The 20,733-nt window shown below is 62.2% G+C and carries 20 protein-coding genes; 8 read left to right on the forward strand and 12 right to left on the reverse strand.

Going from position 1 to position 20,733, the window contains the following annotated elements:
* Window positions 1-189: 189 nt before the first annotated feature.
* Window positions 190-1,566 carry an L-serine ammonia-lyase gene (locus PFEN_RS26290; protein WP_191489522.1) on the forward strand — a complete coding sequence of 459 codons (1,377 nt, stop codon included), beginning with the start codon at window positions 190-192 and terminating at the stop codon, window positions 1,564-1,566.
* A gap of 583 nt (window positions 1,567-2,149) precedes the next feature.
* Window positions 2,150-3,253, forward strand: coding sequence for a GlxA family transcriptional regulator (locus tag PFEN_RS26295; RefSeq protein WP_191489523.1), 1,104 nt, complete (start codon window positions 2,150-2,152; stop codon window positions 3,251-3,253).
* Window positions 3,254-3,479: 226 nt separating this feature from the next.
* On the opposite strand, the gene PFEN_RS26300 is transcribed toward PFEN_RS26295, so the two are convergent.
* From PFEN_RS26300 to choX, 6 genes are all read right to left on the reverse strand, one after another.
* Entirely contained in the window at window positions 3,480-3,740 is a 261-nt protein-coding gene (locus tag PFEN_RS26300) for a hypothetical protein (RefSeq protein WP_177098491.1), read from the reverse strand.
* Between the two features lie 364 nt (window positions 3,741-4,104).
* Window positions 4,105-5,265 carry a gamma-butyrobetaine dioxygenase gene (locus PFEN_RS26305; protein WP_191489524.1) on the reverse strand — a complete coding sequence of 387 codons (1,161 nt, stop codon included), beginning with the start codon at window positions 5,263-5,265 and terminating at the stop codon, window positions 4,105-4,107.
* Window positions 5,266-5,289: 24 nt separating this feature from the next.
* Complete coding sequence (locus PFEN_RS26310; RefSeq protein WP_191489525.1) at window positions 5,290-5,766, reverse strand: thioesterase family protein; 477 nt, start codon at window positions 5,764-5,766, stop codon at window positions 5,290-5,292.
* A 192-nt stretch (window positions 5,767-5,958) separates the two neighbouring features.
* Complete coding sequence (locus PFEN_RS26315; RefSeq protein ID WP_191489526.1) at window positions 5,959-6,924, reverse strand: L-carnitine dehydrogenase; 966 nt, start codon at window positions 6,922-6,924, stop codon at window positions 5,959-5,961.
* A gap of 259 nt (window positions 6,925-7,183) precedes the next feature.
* A complete protein-coding gene (locus PFEN_RS26320; protein ID WP_191489527.1) occupies window positions 7,184-8,071 on the reverse strand; it encodes a 3-keto-5-aminohexanoate cleavage protein in 888 nt (295 codons plus the stop codon).
* Between the two features lie 72 nt (window positions 8,072-8,143).
* Window positions 8,144-9,088 carry a choline ABC transporter substrate-binding protein gene (gene choX / locus PFEN_RS26325; protein ID WP_191489528.1) on the reverse strand — a complete coding sequence of 315 codons (945 nt, stop codon included), beginning with the start codon at window positions 9,086-9,088 and terminating at the stop codon, window positions 8,144-8,146.
* 195 nt (window positions 9,089-9,283) lie between these two features.
* On the opposite strand from choX, the gene PFEN_RS26330 reads away from it, so the two are divergent.
* Window positions 9,284-10,228, forward strand: a complete 945-nt coding sequence (locus PFEN_RS26330; RefSeq protein ID WP_191489529.1) for a GlxA family transcriptional regulator — start codon at window positions 9,284-9,286, stop codon at window positions 10,226-10,228.
* 185 nt (window positions 10,229-10,413) lie between these two features.
* Here PFEN_RS26330 and PFEN_RS26335 read toward each other — a convergent pair whose 3' ends face one another.
* The 6 genes from PFEN_RS26335 to PFEN_RS26360 all read right to left on the reverse strand — a co-directional run bounded on the left by PFEN_RS26335 (window position 10,414) and on the right by PFEN_RS26360 (window position 13,373).
* Entirely contained in the window at window positions 10,414-10,830 is a 417-nt protein-coding gene (locus PFEN_RS26335) for a DUF3010 family protein (protein ID WP_191489530.1), read from the reverse strand.
* 28 nt (window positions 10,831-10,858) lie between these two features.
* Entirely contained in the window at window positions 10,859-11,182 is a 324-nt protein-coding gene (locus PFEN_RS26340; RefSeq protein WP_040071358.1) for a helix-turn-helix domain-containing protein, read from the reverse strand.
* Window positions 11,166-11,420, reverse strand: a complete 255-nt coding sequence (locus PFEN_RS26345; protein WP_191489531.1) for a type II toxin-antitoxin system RelE family toxin — start codon at window positions 11,418-11,420, stop codon at window positions 11,166-11,168. The genes PFEN_RS26340 and PFEN_RS26345 overlap by 17 nt, the downstream gene beginning before the upstream one ends.
* A gap of 115 nt (window positions 11,421-11,535) precedes the next feature.
* On the reverse strand, window positions 11,536-12,021 hold the full coding sequence (locus tag PFEN_RS26350) for a DUF3592 domain-containing protein (protein ID WP_191489532.1): 486 nt from the start codon (window positions 12,019-12,021) through the stop codon (window positions 11,536-11,538).
* An 87-nt stretch (window positions 12,022-12,108) separates the two neighbouring features.
* Window positions 12,109-12,885 (reverse strand): DUF4239 domain-containing protein, encoded by a 777-nt coding sequence (locus PFEN_RS26355; RefSeq protein ID WP_191489533.1) that lies wholly within the window; start codon window positions 12,883-12,885, stop codon window positions 12,109-12,111.
* 86 nt (window positions 12,886-12,971) lie between these two features.
* The gene (locus PFEN_RS26360) at window positions 12,972-13,373 is read right to left on the reverse strand and encodes a lysozyme inhibitor LprI family protein (protein WP_191489534.1); all 402 of its coding nucleotides are present in this window, start codon (window positions 13,371-13,373) and stop codon (window positions 12,972-12,974) included.
* A gap of 269 nt (window positions 13,374-13,642) precedes the next feature.
* On the opposite strand from PFEN_RS26360, the gene PFEN_RS26365 reads away from it, so the two are divergent.
* From PFEN_RS26365 to PFEN_RS26385, 5 genes are all read left to right on the forward strand, one after another.
* Complete coding sequence (locus PFEN_RS26365; RefSeq protein ID WP_191489535.1) at window positions 13,643-14,620, forward strand: dipeptidase; 978 nt, start codon at window positions 13,643-13,645, stop codon at window positions 14,618-14,620.
* Window positions 14,621-14,716: 96 nt separating this feature from the next.
* Window positions 14,717-15,247, forward strand: a complete 531-nt coding sequence (locus tag PFEN_RS26370) for a DUF5943 domain-containing protein (protein ID WP_003228980.1) — start codon at window positions 14,717-14,719, stop codon at window positions 15,245-15,247.
* Between the two features lie 15 nt (window positions 15,248-15,262).
* Entirely contained in the window at window positions 15,263-17,323 is a 2,061-nt protein-coding gene (gene dgcA / locus PFEN_RS26375) for a dimethylglycine demethylation protein DgcA (RefSeq protein WP_191489536.1), read from the forward strand.
* Window positions 17,324-17,560: 237 nt separating this feature from the next.
* Window positions 17,561-19,504 carry a dimethylglycine demethylation protein DgcB gene (dgcB, locus tag PFEN_RS26380; protein ID WP_191489537.1) on the forward strand — a complete coding sequence of 648 codons (1,944 nt, stop codon included), beginning with the start codon at window positions 17,561-17,563 and terminating at the stop codon, window positions 19,502-19,504.
* Complete coding sequence (locus PFEN_RS26385; RefSeq protein WP_191489538.1) at window positions 19,504-20,724, forward strand: electron transfer flavoprotein subunit alpha/FixB family protein; 1,221 nt, start codon at window positions 19,504-19,506, stop codon at window positions 20,722-20,724. The genes dgcB and PFEN_RS26385 overlap by 1 nt, the downstream gene beginning before the upstream one ends.
* Window positions 20,725-20,733 lie beyond the last annotated feature (9 nt).

The raw sequence follows: 20,733 nt of genomic DNA on the forward strand, positions 1-20,733 counted from the left end.
AAAAACGCCGAAATTTGCCTGTGCGCGGACACTGGCGTTGCTGGGCATGAGTGCGTCGGTGTGAGACGTCGCGTGGGCTTTCAAAAGCTTGATGATGTTTTATCCCGGCGGATTGCGACCCTTGAGCGTAGCAGCTCCGCCATCGGACGCTAAGGCGTCTGGAACAGGCACTCGGAGGAATTCGCAACAATGGCAATCAGCGTGTTTGACCTGTTCAAGATCGGTATCGGTCCCTCCAGCTCCCACACCGTGGGGCCCATGCGCGCCGCGGCGCTGTTCGTCCAGGGGTTGCGCGAGCGTGGCGAACTGGAACGGGTGACGCGGGTCGAGGTGCAGCTCTACGGTTCGCTGTCGGCCACCGGCATCGGCCACGGCAGCGACAACGCGGTGATCATGGGCCTGATGGGCGAATGGCCGGACGCGATCGATCCGTCGCAAATCGGCTTGCGTATCGCCACCTTGCGTGAAACCGACACGTTGTTGCTGGATAGCCGCCTGCCGATTCCTTTTGTCTGGGCGCGGGACATGCGCTTGATCGATGAGAACCTGGCGTTCCATCCCAATGCCATGACCCTGGTGGCCGAAGGTCCGAGCGGCGAGCTGCATCGCGATACCTACTATTCCGTGGGCGGTGGTTTTGTCGTCGACCAGGCCCAGGCGGAAAGCGGCGTGGCGGACATGGATCGGACGGTGTTGCCCTATGATTTTTCCAGCGCGGTGGAATTGCTTGAGCTGTGCCAGACCCACGAGCTGAGTGTTGCCCAACTGATGCTGGCCAACGAAAGGGTCTGGCGTTCCGAAGACGAAATCCGCGGCGGCCTGATGAAGCTCTGGCGCGCCATGCAGGACTGCGTCGAGCAGGGACTCAAGCACGAAGGCATCCTGCCCGGCGGGCTGAATGTGCGCCGACGGGCGGCCAAGCTGCATCGCAGCTTGCAGGAGTTGAACAAACCCAACGTCATCGGTTCGACCCTGAGCGCCATGGAGTGGGTCAACCTGTTCGCCCTGGCGGTCAACGAAGAGAACGCGGCGGGTGGGCGCATGGTCACGGCGCCGACCAACGGCGCGGCGGGGATTATCCCGGCGGTGCTGCACTACTTCATGAAGTTCAGCGAGGTAGTGACCGACGCCAATGTCGTCGACTATTTCCTCGCGGCGGCGGCGGTGGGCATCCTGTGCAAGAAGAACGCGTCGATCTCGGGGGCCGAGGTCGGTTGCCAGGGCGAGGTGGGGTCGGCCTGTGCCATGGCGGCGGCGGGGTTGGCGCAGGTCCTCGGAGCGACACCGGAGCAATTGTGCAACGCGGCGGAAATCGGTCTGGAACACAACCTCGGGCTGACCTGCGATCCGGTCGGCGGGTTGGTGCAGGTGCCGTGTATCGAGCGTAATGCAATTGCCGCGGTGAAAGCGATCAACGCGGCGCAGATGGCCTTGCGCGGCGACGGCCAGCACTTCATTTCCCTGGATCGGGTGATCCGCACCATGCGCGATACCGGCGCCGATATGCATGACAAATATAAAGAGACTTCGCGGGGCGGGTTGGCGGTCAGTGCGGTCGAGTGTTGATCCAGAGGAGGTAGTGATTGTGCTGGTCTCTTCGCGGGCAAGCTCCGCTCCCACAGGTTTTTGTGATCCGTCGCGAAACTACGACGCGACGCAGATCTTGTGGGCGCGGAGCTTGTCGGATCGCCGCACCGCCGCGAAAGCGTCAGTCCAGGCAACACAGAATAAAACTTGTGCAAAAATCGACCATTCACCCCGGGGCACGCCACCTTTTGGCGCGTCGCAAACAGATAACTGACGGTCCGTCGCAACGACCGGTTTTTACCCCGTTACCGTCGGTCGACTGTGCTTGCGGTGACACTCCTTCCCGATGCTGCTGAGCGCCCGCTACACAAGTGCTACCGAAGTGCTCAAGACATCTTGCCAGGGCGCTTGCTGCGCCTTTTCACACCTTATAACCCGCACTCATGGCAAGGGCTGTATAGACACATCACGATGTCGTTTTCAGGAGTTATTGAATATCCATTCAACTTTCGGCACGGCAATTGCTCTGTCGATATCAAAGCCCCTCTCTGCAAGAGAATGAGGGCCATAACAAGAGCCTCCGCCTGAGGCCATCACCCGCTTTGTGTGAGGAGATATCGCGATGACGTCGTTCCAGTCCGGGGCTCAATCCCAGAACCGTGCGCCTCAATCCATCGGCTTCCTGCTGCTGGATAATTTCACGCTCATTTCCCTGGCCTCCGCCGTAGAACCCCTACGCATGGCCAACCAATTGTCCGGCCGCGAGCTGTATCGCTGGACGACCCTGAGCGTCGACGGCGGGCAGGTCTGGGCCAGCGACGGCCTGCAGATCACCCCCGACGCCTCCATGCACAAAGCGCCGGCCATGGACACCGTGATCGTCTGCGGTGGTATCGGCATTCAACGCACCGTCACCCGTGAACACGTCTCCTGGTTGCAGAGCCAGGCGCGCCAGTCGCGCCGCCTCGGCGCCGTGTGCACCGGCAGTTGGGCCCTGGCGTGCGCCGGGTTGCTCGACGGCTTCGATTGCAGCGTGCACTGGGAGTGCCTGGCGGCGATGCAGGAAGCCTTCCCGCGCGTGGCCATGAGCACCCGCCTGTTCACCCTCGACCGCAACCGCTTCACCAGCTCCGGCGGCACCGCGCCGTTGGACATGATGTTGCACCTGATCAGCCGTGATCATGGCCGTGAATTGTCGGCGGCGATCTCGGAGATGTTTGTCTACGAGCGTATCCGCAACGAGCAGGATCACCAACGTGTGCCGCTCAAGCATATGCTCGGCACCAACCAGCCGAAGCTGCAGGAAATCGTTGCGCTGATGGAAGCCAACCTGGAAGAGCCGATCGACCTGGACGAACTGGCGGTGTATGTCGCGGTGTCCCGTCGGCAACTGGAGCGCTTGTTCCAGAAATACCTGCACTGTTCGCCGTCGCGCTACTACCTGAAGCTGCGCTTGATTCGGGCGCGGCAGTTGCTCAAGCAGACGCCGATGTCGATTATCGAAGTGGCGTCGGTCTGTGGGTTTGTCTCCACGCCGCACTTCTCCAAGTGCTACCGCGAGTACTTCGGTATTCCGCCACGTGACGAGCGCGTCGGCTCCAACACCACCCAGCAGGTGGCGATGATGCCGATTCCACAGGCGTTGGTACTGGCGCCGTTGTCCGGGCCGATGTCGGCGTTGAGCCAGGCGCGTAATGAGTCGACGTTTGCCAGCGTGAGGCTCTAAGCCCGGTTGCTTGGGGCGGCCCGGTGTGGCGGCTGCCCTGATACCGATTCATGTCATTTGAACCCGAGCACGGTCTTGTGGCGAGCGGGCTTGCCCGCGCTCGGCTGCGTAGCAGCCGCAAAACCTGCCATCGCGATCTGACTGACAGAGCAGGTTTGCCGGCTTTAGGGGTGCTTCGCACCCCAGCGTGGGCAAGCCCACTCGCCACGGTCTTGTGTTTCTTCGGTCAGGGCCGCGTCTGCTGATACTGCGCCAACGCCGGCAACAACTGCTTGTCGATCGCCTGGCGCACCGCCGGCAGAATCGTCGCGCTGCTGGTGTACATGTCCTTGACCATCTTGCGCAGCTCATAGGCCCTGGCATCGTCGAGGCCGCGTACCGCACATTCGCAGGCTTGCTCGGCGGTGGCCCCGCTCGGCACTTGCAGGCCGAGGGATTTGAGCTGGCCCAACAGGTCTTCCTGGTCAATCAGATCCGCGTACATCATGGCGCTGGTCCTTGTTCCGATGTGGTCGTGATTCGATTCTGGTAGCCCCGCGCGGTGTCGGCAAGAGCCGATTGCCCGAGTGGCTCTGATACCTATGAACAGGTCGTTTTCGGCTAACTCGCCGGCAGGGCAAGCGGGCACACTGGGTACCAGTAGACCCGTCGACGGTTTGGTCACCCTCGGCGCGGGTCTCTGCGGACATACTCTCTCACCCCGATCCTGTCACGGCTTGATCGGGGTTTTTTTTGCCTGTGGAGCAGGGCTTGCCCACCAAGAGGCCCTAAAGATCGCCAAAAGCTTTGCTGGCAAGCCAAGCTCAGGGCGCAGCAGGCCCGGGAACGCGATTTGTCAGTTTGCCCAGGACTCAGCGCTGCAACACCAATATCCGCGATAACAATTCATCCCGGTCGATATAGCAGCCCTGGAAATGCCGTGCCCCGGTGGCCGGGTCGAAGGCATTGCGCGCGTGCAGCGTGCGGCGGTTGTCGAAGCACCACAGCTCGCCCGGGTTGAGCCGCCGCATCACGCGGAAACGCGCTTCGCGGGTCATGGCGATAAAGCGCCGATAGGCGCCGTACAACACCGGCATCTGTTCCACTGACGCTTCGAACGGGCCGCGCAGGAAGTTGGCCATGCGGATCTCGCTGACTTGCCCGCTACTGTCCAGCGCGATAACCGGCGCCAGGCAGCGGTAGTCGCTGTGCCGGTCCTTGTTGCGGAACTCCACCGGGATTTCGCTCAGGGCGCGGAACGCCGCCGGATCCTCCCGGCGCAGCGCGGCGGCAATGGCAAAGCCATCGACGAAAATGCTCTCGCCGCCCTCGGCGTCATTGACCAGGCAATGCAGGAATTGCAGGCCCGGTTGCAGCTCGCGGGTCGGCAGGTCGCTGTGCAACGGCAGGTTGAAGGCGGTGTAGGCGTTGCTGTCGGCGTCGGCCTTGGATTGCACGTTGAACAGCACGCCGAAGTTGGTCTGGCGGATAAATGAGATCAGCTTCGCCACCTCGGTCAGCGAGCCAGGTTCGGTCGGTACGCCGCGCACTTGGGTCAGGCCGGTGTCGCGCAACGCCAATAACCAGTGCAGCAGGGTTTTCGGATCTTCCTTGAGGGCGGCGAACTCGAACACCGGCAGCTCCAGGCTACTGCTCCACAAGCGGCTTTTCGGTTTGCCGGCCTGGCGCTCGGCGCGCGACGCGTCGTCATAGGCATGCGCTCGCAGCCAGCCCGGGTCGAAGCGACTGGCGTGACCGTCATGCCAGGCGATGCACAGGCAGCCGCTGTCGTCGATGCGCAGAATGGCCGGTGCCAGATCCTTGGGCACATCGACGATTTCCAGTACCTGTTCCCGGGTTACTGTGTATACGCACTGCGGGCACGGACAGTTGTCCCGTAGCCATACGTGATGGTACGGACTGATACGACCGTCCGCCCAATGCACTTCGATGCGATCCGCCAGCGGCTTTGCGGCGGTCAGGGCACTGATCAGCGGATAACTGCGGAAATCGGCAAACGCGGCGGTGTTCACGGTGAGCTCCTTTTCGGCGGATTCTTATTTCTTCGCGGGCAAGCCAATCACACGGCCGATGTATTCCGGGGGCGGCAGGTCGCGCTGGTCTTCGACGATGCTTTGCAGCTTTTCCAGCACCGCGTCAGTGAAGGGCGCCGAGCGTGGACCGGCGAGGTCGACGTGGAGCAGCATCTGTTCGTTGCCGGCCAGCTCCTTGTCACCGCCCACCAGGTGCAGGCTGTGGTAGAGGTGCAGACGCTTGGCGTCGTGGCCGATGATCTGGGTGTGCACTTCGACCTGGGCGCCGAGCTTCACTTCGTGCAGGTAGTTGAGGTGCAGTTCGAGGGTGAACAACGAGCTGCCGGTGGCTTCGCGGTTGTCGCTGTCCAGGCCCAGGCGCAGCATCAGGGCGTCGGTGGCGTAGCTGAAGATCAGCAGGTAGAAGGCGTCGCGCAGATGGCCGTTGTAGTCGACCCAGTCGGGGATGACTTCGGTGGTGTAGGTGGTGAGGGTGGGCATGGTGGATCTTCCACAAAGATGGCGTCGAATGAAATTCATGTGGCGAGCGGGTTTGTCGGGACGCCGCTCTGGGGCGCGAAGCGGCCCTGAAACCAGTAAGTGCGGTCTGTCAGACAGGCCGAAATGACCAGTTTTGCGACTGCTTCGCAGTCGAACGCGGGCAAGCCCGCTCGCCACAGGTTCCGAGTTCAATTACTCGCTGAAACTCATGCCGTGCTTGGCCTTGGTGGTTTTCACCGCCTCCAGCACCGCCAGCAGGCAGTCGTCACGATAGCGCTCCAGGGCCGAGATGCTGTGTTTGCCCAACTGCTCGCTGGTGCCGTCAACCACATCGTCGATCAGCTTGTCGGTCAGCTCCGGGGCCGGCAGGTAGGTCCACGGCAACTGCAACGCCGGACCGAACTGGGCCATGAAGTGACGCATACCGGCGTCGCCACCGGCCAGGGTGTAGGTCAGGAAGGTACCCATGAACGACCAGCGCAGGCCGGCGCCAAAGCGGATCGCATCGTCGATTTCGCCGGTGGTGGCGACGCCGTCGTTGACCAGGTGCAGGGCCTCGCGCCACAGCGCTTCCAACAGACGGTCGGCGATAAACCCCGGCACTTCCTTGCGCACATGCAATGGGCGCATGCCAAGGGATTCATAAACCTTCATTGCTGCCTGCACGGCTTCAGGTGCGGTGTTCTTGCCGCCGACCACTTCTACCAGTGGCAGCAGGTACACCGGGTTGAACGGGTGGCCGACCACGCAGCGTTCCGGATGGCTGGCGCCTTCGTAGAATTCGCTGGGCAACAGCCCCGAGGTGCTGGAACCGATCAGGGCATTGGGCTTGGCCGCGGCGCTGATCTTGCCGTGCAGTTCGAGTTTCAGCTCCAGACGTTCCGGGGCGCTTTCCTGGATGAAGTCGGCGTCTTTCACGCACTCTTCGATGGTCGCGACAAAGCGCAGGCGCTCTTGCGAAGCACCCGGCGCCAGGCCCTGTTTCTCCAGGGCACCCCAGGCATTGGCGACGCGTTTGCGCAGCGCCGCTTCGGCGCCGGGCGCCGGGTCCCAGGCGATCACATCAAGGCCGTGGGCGAGGGCGCGGGAAACCCAGCCGCTGCCGATGACACCGCTGCCCAGGGCGGCGAAGGTTTTGATTTCGGTGATAAAGCTCATGGCAAATTCCTGCAAAAATATCGGTTTGAGGTGGGCAGCTCGATGTTTAAATGCACGCCGTGTAAGCGGCTGTGCCTGTACCGCCGTCTTCGTGGCGGTGCGGCGATCCGAAAAGTGCCGCAGCCGCAAGGTCCGAGTCGTTAGCATCTTCTGGGCCCGGCCGACACTTTTGGGGCGCGGGGCTTGCCCGCGAAGAGGCCCCTGAGGTCGCCAAAAAATCGCGCACGAGCCCGTTCCCAAAGGTCCGCAAATGTATCGATCAGCCGCGCTTGGTCAGGCCCATCTTCACCCGCCCTTCGGCCGGGGTCAGAACCCGGGCGCCGAGGCGGCTGAGGATTTCCGCGGCGCGCTCGACCAGTTGGCCGTTGGTCGCCAGCACGCCCTTGTCCAGCCACAGGTTGTCTTCCAGGCCGACCCGCACGTTGCCGCCCAGCAGCACCGCTTGCGCGGCCATCGGCATCTGCATGCGGCCGATACCGAAACCAGCCCACACCGCACCGGTCGGCAGGTTGTCGACCATGGCCTTCATGGTGGTGGTGTCCGCCGGAGCGCCCCATGGGATGCCCAGGCACAGTTGGAACAACGGATCGTCCAGCAGGCCTTCCTTGATCAGCTGCTTGGCGAACCACAGGTGGCCGGTGTCGAAGATTTCCAGCTCGGCTTTCACGCCCAGCTCTTGAATGCGCTTGGCGCCAGCGCGCAGTTGTGCCGGGGTGGAGACGTAGATGGTGTCGCCGTCGCCGAAATTCAGGGTGCCGCAGTCCAGGGTGCAGATTTCCGGAAGCAGGGCCTCGACGTGGGCCAGACGGGTCAATGGACCTACCAGGTCAGTGTTCGGGCCGAACTCCATCGGGTTCTCGCCGGCACCGATTTCCAGGTCGCCGCCCATGCCGGCGGTGAGGTTGACGATGATGTCCACGTCCGCTTCGCGGATACGCTCCATCACTTCGCGATACAACGCCACATCGCGACTGAACTTGCCGGTCTCGGGATTGCGCACGTGGCAATGCACCACGGTGGCGCCGGCCTTGGCCGCTTCCACGGCGGCCAAGGCGATCTGTTTGGGCGTGACCGGAACGTGGGGGCTTCTGCCGGTCGTGTCGCCAGCACCGGTGAGTGCGCAGGTGATGATGACGTCGTGGTTCATGGTGCGGGTTCCTTGCAGGCGTGGTGGTTCACACCGCAGCCAGCGACGGCTGCGGCTGCGATCTACGGTGGTTTATTGACTGGTCAATTGCAGGTTTTCAGCGGCTGGCTTGCCATCGAAGGTGGTCACACCTTCCAGCCAGCGGGCTTTGTCCTGTGGGTGATCCTTGAGCCACTGTTTGGCCGATTCGAGGGCGTCCTTGTGCTCGAGCAGCGGTTGCATCATGCGGCTCTCGTCGGCGGCGCTGAAGGTCAGGTTGGTCAGCAGCTTGTTCACGTTCGGGCATTGTTCGGCGTAGCTCGGCGCGGTGACGGTCCAGACGGTGGCCATGCCTTCGTTCGGGCCCAGGGCGTTTTCGCTGCCGGTGAGATAGGTCATCTGCACGTTGACGTTCATCGGGTGCGGCGCCCAGCCGAAGAACACCACGGCCTCCTTGCGCCGCACGGCGCGATCCACCGCCGAGAGCATGGCCGCTTCACTGGACTCCACCAGCTGGAACTTGCCCAGGCCGAACTGGTTCTTGGCGATCATTTCCTTGATCTGGGTATTGGCGCCCGAACCCGGTTCGATACCGTAGATCTTGCCGCCCAGCTCTTTCTCGAACTTGGCGATGTCGGCGAAGGTCTTCAGGCCCTTGTCGGCCAGGTAGGTGGGCACGGCCAGGGTCGCGCGGGCGTCCTTGAGGCTCGGTGCGGCCAGGACCTTGACCTGCTTGGCGTCGACGAACGGGGTGATGGTCTGGGTCATCAGCGGGTTCCAGTAACCGAGGAACATGTCCAGGCGCTGGTCACGGATGCCGGCGAAGATGATCTGTTGGGACGCGCTGGTCTGCTTGACCTGGTAGCCAAGGCCGTCGAGCAGTACCTGGGTCATGGCGCTGGTGGCCATGACGTCGGTCCAGTTGACCACGCCGAGGCGGACGTTCTGACAGGACGCCTGGTCCGCGGCCATGACCCCTGTGCTCAAAAGCGCGGTACCGGTGAGTGCGAGTGCGCAGCGGCTGATCAGTCGTTTCATGATGGTTTCCTCGGCAGGTCGTTTATTGTCGGTTCCGGTGTCTTCGTGCGCCGGTGATGCCACGTTACGCAGCCGGGCCTTGCTGAAAACGCACAGCGGCGACTGACTCTTGCACAGCAGCGACCTGTGCTCTTGTGGCCGTCGTGCAACTGGCGTATCACATCGGCAACGCTACCCGTCTTGCGAGTGCGCTCCATGTCCCAGGATTTCTATTTCTTGTTGATGCCGGGTTTTTCGGCGATGGGCTTTATCTCGGCGATCGAACCCCTGCGGGTGGCCAATCGCTTTCGCGGCGAGCTGTATCGCTGGCACGTGTTGAGCGCGGACGGCGGGGCGGTGCTGGCGAGCAATGGCATGTCAGTCAACGCCGATGCGGCGCTGGAACCGTTGAAGAAGGGCGCGACGCTGTTGGTGGTGGCCGGTTTCGAGCCGCTGGAGTTCGTCACCCCGACGCTGACGCACTGGCTGCGGCGCCTGGACCATGAGGGCGTGACCCTGGGTGGCATCGATACTGGCAGCGTGGTGCTGGCCGAAGCCGGGCTGCTCGAAGGGCACCGCGTGACCCTGCACTGGGAGGCGCTGGAGGCCTTCAAGGAATCTTATCCACAGCTGGCGGTGACCCAGGAACTGTTCGAGATCGACCGCCGGAGGATCACCTGTGCCGGTGGCACCGCGTCCATCGACATGATGCTCGACCTGATCGGCCAGGCCCACGGCCCGGAGCTGGCGATCCAGGTCTCCGAGCAGTTCGTGCTGGGGCGCATCCGCCCGCGCAAGGACCACCAGCGCATGCAGATCGCCACGCGTTATGGCATCAGTAACAAGAAGCTGGTGCACGTGGTCGGCGAGATGGAGCAGCACATGGAGCCGCCGTTGAGCACGCTGGAACTGGCGGAGTCGATCAAGGTCACGCGACGTCAGTTGGAGCGGCTGTTTCGCCTGTACCTCAAGGACACACCGAGCAATTTCTACCTGGGCTTGCGGCTGGAGAAGGCACGGCAGTTGTTGCGCCAGACGGACATGAGCGTGCTGGAGGTAAGCATCGCCAGCGGGTTCGAGTCGCCGTCGTATTTCACCCGCAGCTACCGGGCGCGATTTGCCCAGTGTCCGCGGGAGGATCGGCGCGGGATCAAGGCGTAGGAACTGGCTGTTGCATTGGCGTGTACGGCCTGGGTGGCGCTTCGGCGAAACAGGATAGGAAGGCTGAACGCTGTCGCTGTGGGAGCCGGCTTGCCGGCGATTGCGATGTTACATTCACCACCGCTATCGCCGGCAAGCCAGCTCCCACAGTGTTCGCGGTGTCTTGGAAATGGGTTCAAGTCTGCTTACTTTTTCATCAGCGCCGCACAGGCCGTTTTATAGGCCTCATGCTGATATTTGTTCAATGTGGCCGGCAGGGCGAAGTCGAACTTCTTGTTCTGCGCGTTAATGGTCTGTGGCGACAGCAGCGTCACCTCGCAGTTTTCCAGCAACTGGAAGATCCCTTCGATCTTGAAGGTGGTCGGCCCGCCAGCAAATTCGCCTTTCTTGCTGCGCTTCTTGATGGTAATCCGCTCGATGCCCGCGTCCTGGACGAACGCCTTGACCTGGGCGGCGAAGGCTTTGACGTTGGCCGCTTCATCATCCTCGTCCAGGGCAATTTTCTTGATGGCGACGGCCATATGCGCAAGGGCGCTGCCCTGCAAGGTGGCGATGGCGAAGATGGCTTCGCTGCCTTTGATTTCGACGCCGCAGAGGGTCATTGGAGTCCTTGGAAAAAAGAGGAAAGGCTTAGAGTTCCAGTTGGTCGGCTTTGATGCCGAAGGCCGCGGCAATTTTCTCGCGGGTCGCCTTGCGGGGCTTGTTCACGGACTCCTGCTGGGCATAGGCCGGTTGGGAAATCCCCAGGCGCTTGGCCACTTCATCCTGCGTCAGGTCCAGATGCTCACGCCACGCGCGAATGGGAGTGGCGCCATCGACGATGCGGCTGACGACTTCGTGGGGAATCAAGTCGGCTTCTGTCTGCTGCGCCACGTATTGCGCATAAGGGATGACGACGAACGCCGGCCGCCCGTCGGCACCGTTGATGATCTGGATTTCAGTAGGTACGTTCATCGCGCTTCTTGACCTCTTGAATACTGACTACTTTGATCGTCCCTTCCCAATCGAACAGAATCCTGTAGCGACCGACTCGCATACGGTAGCCATAGTCATGCTGACTCAGCGCCTTGACGTTGCTGACGTCCGGCATGCCGCTAAGGATGGTCACTGAATCGCGAATGTGAACCTGATCCCGGGAATGCAATCTCAGAAGTTGCCTGGCCGCCTTTCGGGTCCAGAAAATCGTATTCATGGGATGATATAAGTTTTTTATAAGAATTGCGAATACTTACTTATATCTTCCCGCAGGACAACGCATGAACATTGTCCTGATGTTACGTCGGCGGGCCAAGCTATTCAGAGGCCAATCAGTAATAGACACTTTCCTCACGAAACCTGGCCATCTGCCGGTAATTCCAGCACAGCAGGCAGAGACACAGCGCGATCAGGCTCACACTGGCGCTGAAAATGTAGAAATCCGCGCGTTTGAAGCTGAACTCGCTCTTCAGGCTGTGAAAGCTCGGAAACCAGTCGGAGTAGACGATCTGCACCGGATCACCGATCTGGTATGTCGGGTTCGCCACCATCGCGTTCAGCGAAAGAGTGCCCTGGCCTCGGTGGCCCAGTTCGTAGTCGAAGGCGTAGTAGATATCCGTCGGGGAGGCCGGTTTGCGGGTATTGATGACCTGGGTGATGGTGCCGGTCACTTCCCGTGGCGCCGCCTTGATGGCGGCATACAGCAGCCCGCCGCTCTTGGACAGCGCCGCCATGCCAAAGGCCAGGAAAATCAGGAAAAGCAGCAGGACACCCCGGGTAAAGAGGTAGTCCCATTCGGTTTCTCGGGGATTGTACATTCAAGTTCCTTTTGAATGAGTGAGGTCACTTCCCAGTCTAGCCGCTGTCCGGCGTTTTTGCCGGCATGGCGAGCCATGCGCGGACATTCAGTCCATGGTTTTACGCAGATCGAGCATGATCTGGTCGACGTAATCGACACGGATAATGCCCAAGCGCGGAAACTCGAAATCCAGGATCACATACAGCACGCAGACCATTACCAGCGCATAACCCAGGCTGTGCAGCCAGTTGCGGGTGGCCGTGCCGGCCATGCCATAGCCGATGAACAGGGCGCTGATCTGGGTCAGGGCGATCAACATCAGGTAGATGACCAGCGGTGGGTGAGTCTCCGACGCCACGGCGCGGGTGGTGGTGATATCGATCATCTGGTTGAGCGCCTGCAGCAGATTGGCGCCCAGCGTCGGGGTGGGCATCTGTGGCAGTACGGCGACCGTCTGTTTCCATAGCTCCAGTTGCAAGGCGACGGCCCGTGCGTTGTCGTGGCTGGAAAGGTCGATTTCGTTCAGGTCGCGATAGTAGGCGATGCGCGCATCCACGTAGTCGCGAAACACCTGGCGCAAGGCCGGTTGACTGGCCGGCGGCATCAGGTCCAGGCGCAGCCAGGCGGTGCCCATGGCGTTGGTTTCCTCGACGATCAGGTTGCGCCGGATGTCCAGCCGGGTGGCCGCGCCGGAAAAGGTAAAGGCGATCAACAGCGCCAGCAGGCCGAAGACCGCGCCCTCGATGGCACCGATCCCGGTTCGGGCGCCCTCGGGGTCGAGGGCCAGGTGCCGGGCACCGATCCGTCGACCGATTTCGATGAACAGCACAATGGCGACGAAAATCGCCAGGGCATACCACGGAATGGCTGAAAGTGAGCGCATGCGAAAATCCTGTGATTATCGTCAACGACTCGCCTGTACAGCCAATTCAGGACGGGTTGTGCAGCAGTGTAGACAGCCGCCCGGGACTATTCCTGGGCGATCGACTCAAGAAACTCCGACCGTTCGTCGCTCTTGCTCGCGAGGCAGTCGTACTGGTCGATGGTGAACGCCTTGGTCCCGGGTTTGGCCGGCAGCGGCGCGATGGCGCAATCGGCATCCCGCGACTTGGTCCAGAGCTGTTGGGCGGTCTGCAGTTTGCCGGTGATGTCGGCCAGTTGCGCCTTGTCGTTGGTATATTGCGATTTGACCCGTTCCAGCAGCGCGTCGAAGTTCTCCTTGAGCAACTGTTCGGCGGTGTTCTTGCTGTAGGTGGCGCATTCCAGGGTCTGCTGGTCATTTTCGACCGCGTCGCAGGGCGAGTTGTCCGCGTCTTCAGCCGCGTGGACCCCCAGGCTGACGAGGGCCAAAGCCAGGAAAATCGATTTCATTGCGGCGTCCCGATCCTTGATAAAAATGGGTGGCAGAGCGATGGAGGGCAATTCTGTCTCAAGCTCGCGCCAAAGAATAGTCGTACATGGACAAGTACTTGAACCTGTGACCCTGAAATCCTCGCGGCAGCGACCCTTTGTCGCGGATTGACGCTTTCGGCAATTCCCCTGTCGTTTTTGCACCCGGCTCTCGCGCCCTCGGGGCATATGCTGATCCCAAAGCGCCGGCAGACGATTCGGCGCGTGAATCGCCAATAGGGGACAGCCTGATGAGCCCAGCCGAACTGCACGCCGACAGCATCGTTATCGACGGGCTGATCATTGCCAAGTGGAACCGCGAACTGTTCGAGGACATGCGCAAAGGCGGGCTGACCGCTGCCAACTGCACCGTGTCGGTGTGGGAAGGGTTCCAGGCCACCATCAACAGTATCGCTTCGAGCCAGAAGCTGATCCGCGAGAACAGCGACCTGGTGATGCCGGTGCGTACCACCGCCGATATCCGCAAGGCCAAGGAGTTGGGCAAGACCGGTATCCTGTTCGGCTTCCAGAATGCCCACGCCTTCGAAGACCAGATCGGCTATGTCGAGATCTTCAAGCAGCTGGGCGTCGGCATTGTGCAGATGTGCTACAACACCCAGAACCTGGTCGGCACCGGCTGCTATGAGCGTGACGGTGGCCTGTCCGGCTTCGGTCGCGAGATCGTCGCCGAAATGAATCGCGTCGGGGTGATGTGCGACCTGTCCCACGTCGGCTCCAAGACCTCCGAGGAAGTCATTCTCGAATCGAAAAAGCCGGTCTGCTACTCCCACTGCCTGCCGTCGGGGCTCAAGGAGCACCCGCGCAACAAGTCCGATGCGGAATTGAAGTTCATTGCCGACCATGGCGGTTTTGTCGGTGTGACCATGTTCGCGCCGTTCCTCGCCAAGGGCATCGATTCGACCATTGACGACTACGCCGAAGCCATCGAATACACCATGAACATCGTCGGTGAAGACGCCATCGGCATCGGCACCGACTTCACCCAGGGGCATGGCCAGGACTTCTTCGAATACCTGACCCACGACAAGGGCTACGCCCGTCGTCTGACCAGCTTCGGCAAGATCATCAACCCGCTGGGCATCCGCACCGTGGGCGAGTTCCCCAACCTCACCGAGACCCTGCTCAAGCGCGGTCACAGCGAGCGCGTGGTGCGCAAGATCATGGGCGAAAACTGGGTCAACGTCCTCAAGGACGTCTGGGGCGAATAAAGCCGCGGTCCTTTCCCACCTGACAACACACCCCGCGCGCCGGTCGCGCAGGGCGTAAGCGGCCAGCCGCAATCAATGAATTCTGGAGTGTTACCCATGGCTAAGATCGCCCCGCAACTGCCTATCGAAGTCGACAGCGAAACCGGTGTCTGGACTTCCGATGCCCTGCCGATGCTCTACGTGCCACGGCACTTCTTCGTCAACAACCATATGGGTATCGAAGAAGTCCTGGGCGCCGAAGCCTACGCCGAGATCCTCTACAAGGCCGGCTACAAGTCCGCCTGGCACTGGTGTGAAAAAGAAGCCGAATGCCATGGCCTGGAAGGCGTCGCGGTGTTCGAGCACTACATGAAGCGCTTGTCGCAACGCGGCTGGGGCCTGTTCAAGATCCAGGACATCGACCTGGACAAGGGCACCGCCAGCGTCAAGCTCGAGCACTCGGCGTTCGTCTACGTCTACGGCAAGGTCGGGCGCAAGGTCGACTATATGTTCACCGGTTGGTTCGCTGGGGCCATGGACCAGATCCTGGCCGCCCGTGGCAGCAAGATCCGCACCGTTGCCGAGCAGGTCTATGGCGGCTCCGAAGAAGGTCACGACGATGGCCTGTTCACTGTCAAGCCGTTGTAAGTCGAGGATCGCATTATGGCTTTCGAAGCTATGTTCCAGCCGATCCAGATCGGCAAACTGACCATCCGCAACCGCGTGCTCAGTACCGCCCACGCCGAGGTGTATGCCACCGACGGCGGGATGACCACCGAACGTTATATCCGTTATTACGAAGAGAAGGCCAAGGGCGGCATCGGCCTGGCGATCTGCGGCGGTTCGTCGGTGGTGGCGATCGACAGCCCGCAAGAATGGTGGAGCTCGGTGAACCTGTCCACCGACCGTATCATTCCGCACTTCCAGAACCTCGCCGACGCGATGCACAAGCATGGCGCCAAGATCATGATCCAGATTACCCACATGGGCCGGCGCTCGCGTTGGGACGGCTTCAACTGGCCGACCCTGATGTCGCCCTCGGGCGTGCGCGAGCCGGTGCACCGTGCCACTTGCAAGACCATCGAGCCGGAAGAGATCTGGCGGGTGATCGGCAACTACGCCCAGGCCGCGCGCCGGGCCAAGGAGGGCGGCCTGGACGGCGTCGAACTGTCCGCCGTGCACCAGCACATGATCGACCAGTTCTGGAGCCCGCGGGTCAACAAGCGCACCGACGAATGGGGCGGTACCTTCGAAGGCCGGATGAAGTTCGGCCTGGAAGTGCTCAAGGCCGTGCGCAAGGAAGTCGGCGACGATTTCTGCGTCGGCATGCGTATCTGCGGTGACGAATTCCACCCGGACGGCCTGTCCCACGAGGACATGAAGCAGATCGCCAAGTATTACGACGACACCGGCATGCTCGATTTCCTCGGCGTGGTCGGCTCGGGTTGCGACACCCACAACACCCTGGCCAACGTGATTCCGAACATGAGCTTCCCGCCGGAGCCGTTCCTGCACCTGGCGGCCGGGATCAAGGAAGTGGTCAAGGTTCCGGTGCTGCACGCGCAGAACATCAAGGACCCGAACCAGGCCACGCGGATCCTCGAAGGCGGTTATGTCGACATGGTCGGCATGACCCGCGCGCATATCGCCGACCCGCACCTGATCGCCAAGATCAAGATGGGCCAGATCGACCAGATCAAGCAATGCGTCGGCGCCAACTACTGCATCGACCGCCAGTACCAGGGCCTGGACGTGCTGTGCATCCAGAACGCCGCGACCTCCCGGGAATATATGGGTGTGCCGCACATCATCGAAAAATCCACCGGGGTCAAGCGCAAGGTGGTGATCGTCGGTGCCGGTCCCGCCGGGATGGAGGCCGCTCGCGTGGCCGCCGAACGTGGGCACGATGTGACCCTGTTCGAGAAAAAAGATGCCATCGGTGGGCAGATCACCACGGCTTCGAAAGCGCCGCAGCGTGACCAGATCGCCGGTATCACCCGCTGGTTCCAGCTGGAGCTGGCACGCCTGAAGGTCGACTTGCGCCTGGGCACCGCCGCTGACGCGGCGACTATCCTCGACCTGCGTCCGGATATCGTGGTGCTGGCCGTCGGCGGGCATCCGTACCTGGAACAGAACGAGCACTGGGGCGCCGCCGAAGGGCTGGTGGTCAGCAGCTGGGACGTGCTCGATGGCAAGGTCGCACCGGGCAAGAACGTGCTGGTCTACGACACCATCTGCGAGTTCACCGGTATGTCGGTGGCCGACTTCCTCGCCGACAAGGGCAGCCAGGTGGAAATCGTCACCGACGATATCAAGCCGGGCGTGGCGATTGGCGGTACGTCGTTCCCGACCTACTACCGCAGCATGTACCCGAAAGAAGTGATCATGACCGGCGACATGATGCTGGAAAAGGTCTATCGCGAGGGCGACAAGCTGGTGGCGGTGCTGGAGAACGAATACACCGGTGCCAAGGAAGAGCGGGTGGTCGACCAGGTGGTGGTGGAGAACGGCGTGCGGCCGGACGAGGAAATCTATTACGGGCTCAAGGAAGGTTCGCGCAACAAGGGCCAGATCGATGTCGAAGCCTTGTTCGCGATCAAGCCGCAACCTTCGCTGAGCGAGTCGGGTGATGGCTACCTGCTGTTCCGCATCGGCGACTGTGTGGCCCAGCGCAACACGCACGCGGCGATCTATGACGCGTTGCGTCTGTGCAAGGATTTCTAACGGCATCACACCCTCACCTGTGGCGGGGGGCTTGTTGTGGCGAGGGGGCTTGCCCCCGTTGGGCTGCGAAGCGGCCCCAAATCAGGCAACACGGTTCGTCAGGGAACAGCCGGTAGCCGGTTTTACGACTGCTTCGCAGCCGAACGGGGGCAAGCCCCCTCGCCACAAGTAGGTGCATCGCTTTCACCGGCATGCATATGAACCCTTGCAAGACCCGAGGTCTTTGGGAGCTGCACCATGTTGAACACCCTTCTTCCCATCCTGCTGTTTGCTGCCCTGGGCCTTGGCGTCCTCGGCGCACTGCGGCGGGCAGCCATGTGGCGTCGCGGTCGACCGGCGAAAGTCGATCTGCTCGGCGGTCTCTTTGCCATGCCCAAGCGCTACATGGTCGACCTGCACCATGTGGTGGCGCGGGACAAATACATCGCCAACACTCACGTCGCCACGGCCGGCGGCGCGGTGGCGTCGATCGTGCTGGCGATCCTGGTGCACGGTTTCGGCCTGCATAACCGCATCCTCGGCTATGCCTTGCTGCTGATGTCGGCACTGATGTTTGTCGGCGCGATCTTCGTTTATCTGCGCCGCCGCAACCCGCCGAGCCGTTTGTCGAAAGGTCCGTGGATGCGCCTGCCGAAAAGCCTGCTGGCGTTTTCGGCGTCGTTCTTCCTGGTGACCCTGCCAGTGGCCGGCATCCTCCCGGAAGATTTCGGCGGCTGGGTGCTGGCGCTGATCCTCGGCATCGGTGTGCTGTGGGGCGTGTCGGAGCTGTTCTTCGGCATGACCTGGGGCGGCCCGATGAAGCATGCCTTCGCCGGTGCCCTGCACCTGGCCTGGCACCGTCGCGCCGAACGCTTCGGCGGCGGCCGTTCCACCGGCCTCAAGCCGTTGGACCTGAGCGACCCGAAAGCGCCGCTGGGCGTGGAGAAACCCAAGGACTTCACCTGGAATCAACTGCTGGGCTTCGATGCCTGCGTGCAGTGCGGTAAATGTGAAGCCGCCTGTCCGGCGTTCGCCGCCGGCCAGCCACTGAACCCGAAAAAGCTGATTCAGGACATGGTGGTCGGCCTGGCCGGCGGCACTGACGCGAATTTCGCCGGCAGCCCGTATCCGGGCAAAGCCATCGGCGAGCATTCCGGCAACCCGCACCAGCCGATCGTCAACGGTCTGGTGGACGCCGAGACCCTGTGGTCCTGCACCACCTGTCGCGCCTGTGTCGAGGAATGCCCGATGATGATCGAGCATGTCGATGCCATCGTCGATATGCGTCGTCACCTGACCCTGGAAAAGGGCGCGACGCCGAACAAGGGCGCCGAAGTCCTGGAAAACCTGATCGCCACCGACAACCCCGGCGGTTTCGCCCCGGGCGGACGGATGAACTGGGCGGCGGACCTGAACCTCAATCTGCTCGGCGAGAAGAAAACCACCGACGTGTTGTTCTGGGTCGGCGACGGTGCCTTCGACATGCGCAACCAGCGCACCTTGCGTGCCTTCGTCAAAGTACTGAAGGCGGCCAAGGTCGACTTTGCCGTGCTTGGCCTGGAAGAGCGCGACAGCGGTGACGTGGCCCGGCGCCTGGGCGATGAAGCGACCTTCCAACTGTTGGCCAAGCGCAATATCCAGACCCTGGCCAAGTACAGCTTCAAGCGCATCGTCACCTGCGATCCGCACAGCTTCCATGTGCTGAAAAACGAATACGCGGCCTTTGGCGGCAACTACCAGGTGCAGCACCACAGCACCTATATGGCCGAGCTGATCGGTGCCGGTGCCTTGAACCTCGGGCAGCACAAAGGCAACAGCGTGACCTATCACGACCCGTGCTACCTCGGTCGCTACAACGGCGAATATGAAGCGCCGCGTGATGTGCTGCGGGCCCTGGGGATCGAGGTCAAGGAAATGCAGCGCTCCGGTTTCCGTTCCCGTTGCTGCGGCGGCGGTGGCGGCGCGCCGATCACCGATATTCCCGGCAAACAGCGGATTCCCGATATGCGCATGGATGACATCCGCGAAACCGGCGCCGAGCTGGTGGCCGTGGGTTGCCCGCAATGCACGGCAATGCTCGAAGGCGTGGTCGAACCGCGCCCCCTGATCAAGGATCTGGCCGAACTGGTGGCCGACGCGCTGCTTGAAGACGCGCCGCCGAGCAAACCGGCCGCCAAGCGTGAACCCGCGGAGGTGCACTGATGAGCGATATTATCCGCCGCGACCCTCGCGCCGAGTGGATCGCCCGCAACCGCCTGCACCCACTGCACGCGGCCATGCAACCGCAGCAACAGAGCTGGATGGGACCTAACGGCCTTATCCGCAAGAATGTCCATGGCGTCGGCTTCATCGGCCCCAACGGCATCAAGCGCATCGACCGCAGCGGCGCCCAGCAGGGCGGCGCGACCAAGCGTTCGGCCAGCGTCGAAGTGCAACTGCCGCTGCATCAGGTGCCGCAACCGGCGTTCTATATCAGCGTGGTACCGGACATGGTCGGCGGTCGCCTGAGCAGTCACGACCGCGATCTGCTCGGCCTGGCCCATCAGATGGCGGGCCAGGACGGCGCGGTGCTGGCCGTGGTCTTTGGCGAGCACAAGGAATCGACTTTCGAAACCGCCGGCGTCGACCGCCTGCTGGTGCTCGAGGGCAATGAGTTCAGCGGTTATTCCCCGGAACAACGGGTCCAGGGCCTGCGGGCTGTGGATAACCAGTTCAATCCGCGCCACTGGTTGCTGCCGGACAGCCGCAGCGGTGGTGGCGAACTGGGCCGACGGTTTGCCGCCAGCCTGGGCGAACGCCCGGCGACGCGGGTCTGGCAGGTCAAGGGTAACGAGTGCATCGGCCGTGCCGGTGCTGGCTTGCAGGACCTGGCGCGACCTTTGGCGCGGCTGATCCTGGCCGCCGCCGAATGTGCCGAGCCGGTCAGCGAAACCCGGCATGAAGCCTTGCCCGTGGAGTTATCCACAAGCATCGCGCGCAGCCTGCCGCGAATCGAGGATCTCGGCGCGGTGGCGGTGGACCCGGGAGCGATTCCGATGGCCGAAGCCGAATTTATCTTCTCCGGCGGCAACGGGGTCAAGGATTGGCCGCTGTTCCACGAAACGGCGGCGGCCCTGGGCGCCACCGAAGGTGCTTCGCGGGTGGCGGTCGACGACGGCTTCATGAGTCGCGACCGTCAGGTCGGGGCCAGTGGCACCTGGGTCACCGCGCGGGTCTACGTGGCCGTGGGGATTTCCGGGGCGATCCAGCACCTGCAAGGCATCGGTGCCTGCGACAAGGTGGTGGCGATCAACCTCGATCCGGGTTGCGACATGATCAAGCGCGCCGACCTGTCGGTGATCGGCGAAAGCAGCGAGATCTTCCGTGCCCTGATCGCGGCGGTGACGGCATATCGCAACGGCGCCAAGCGCGATGCGGCTTAAGGTAGGGAT

This window comes from Pseudomonas sp. FEN (assembly GCF_904067045.1).
GTDB lineage: Bacteria > Pseudomonadota > Gammaproteobacteria > Pseudomonadales > Pseudomonadaceae > Aquipseudomonas.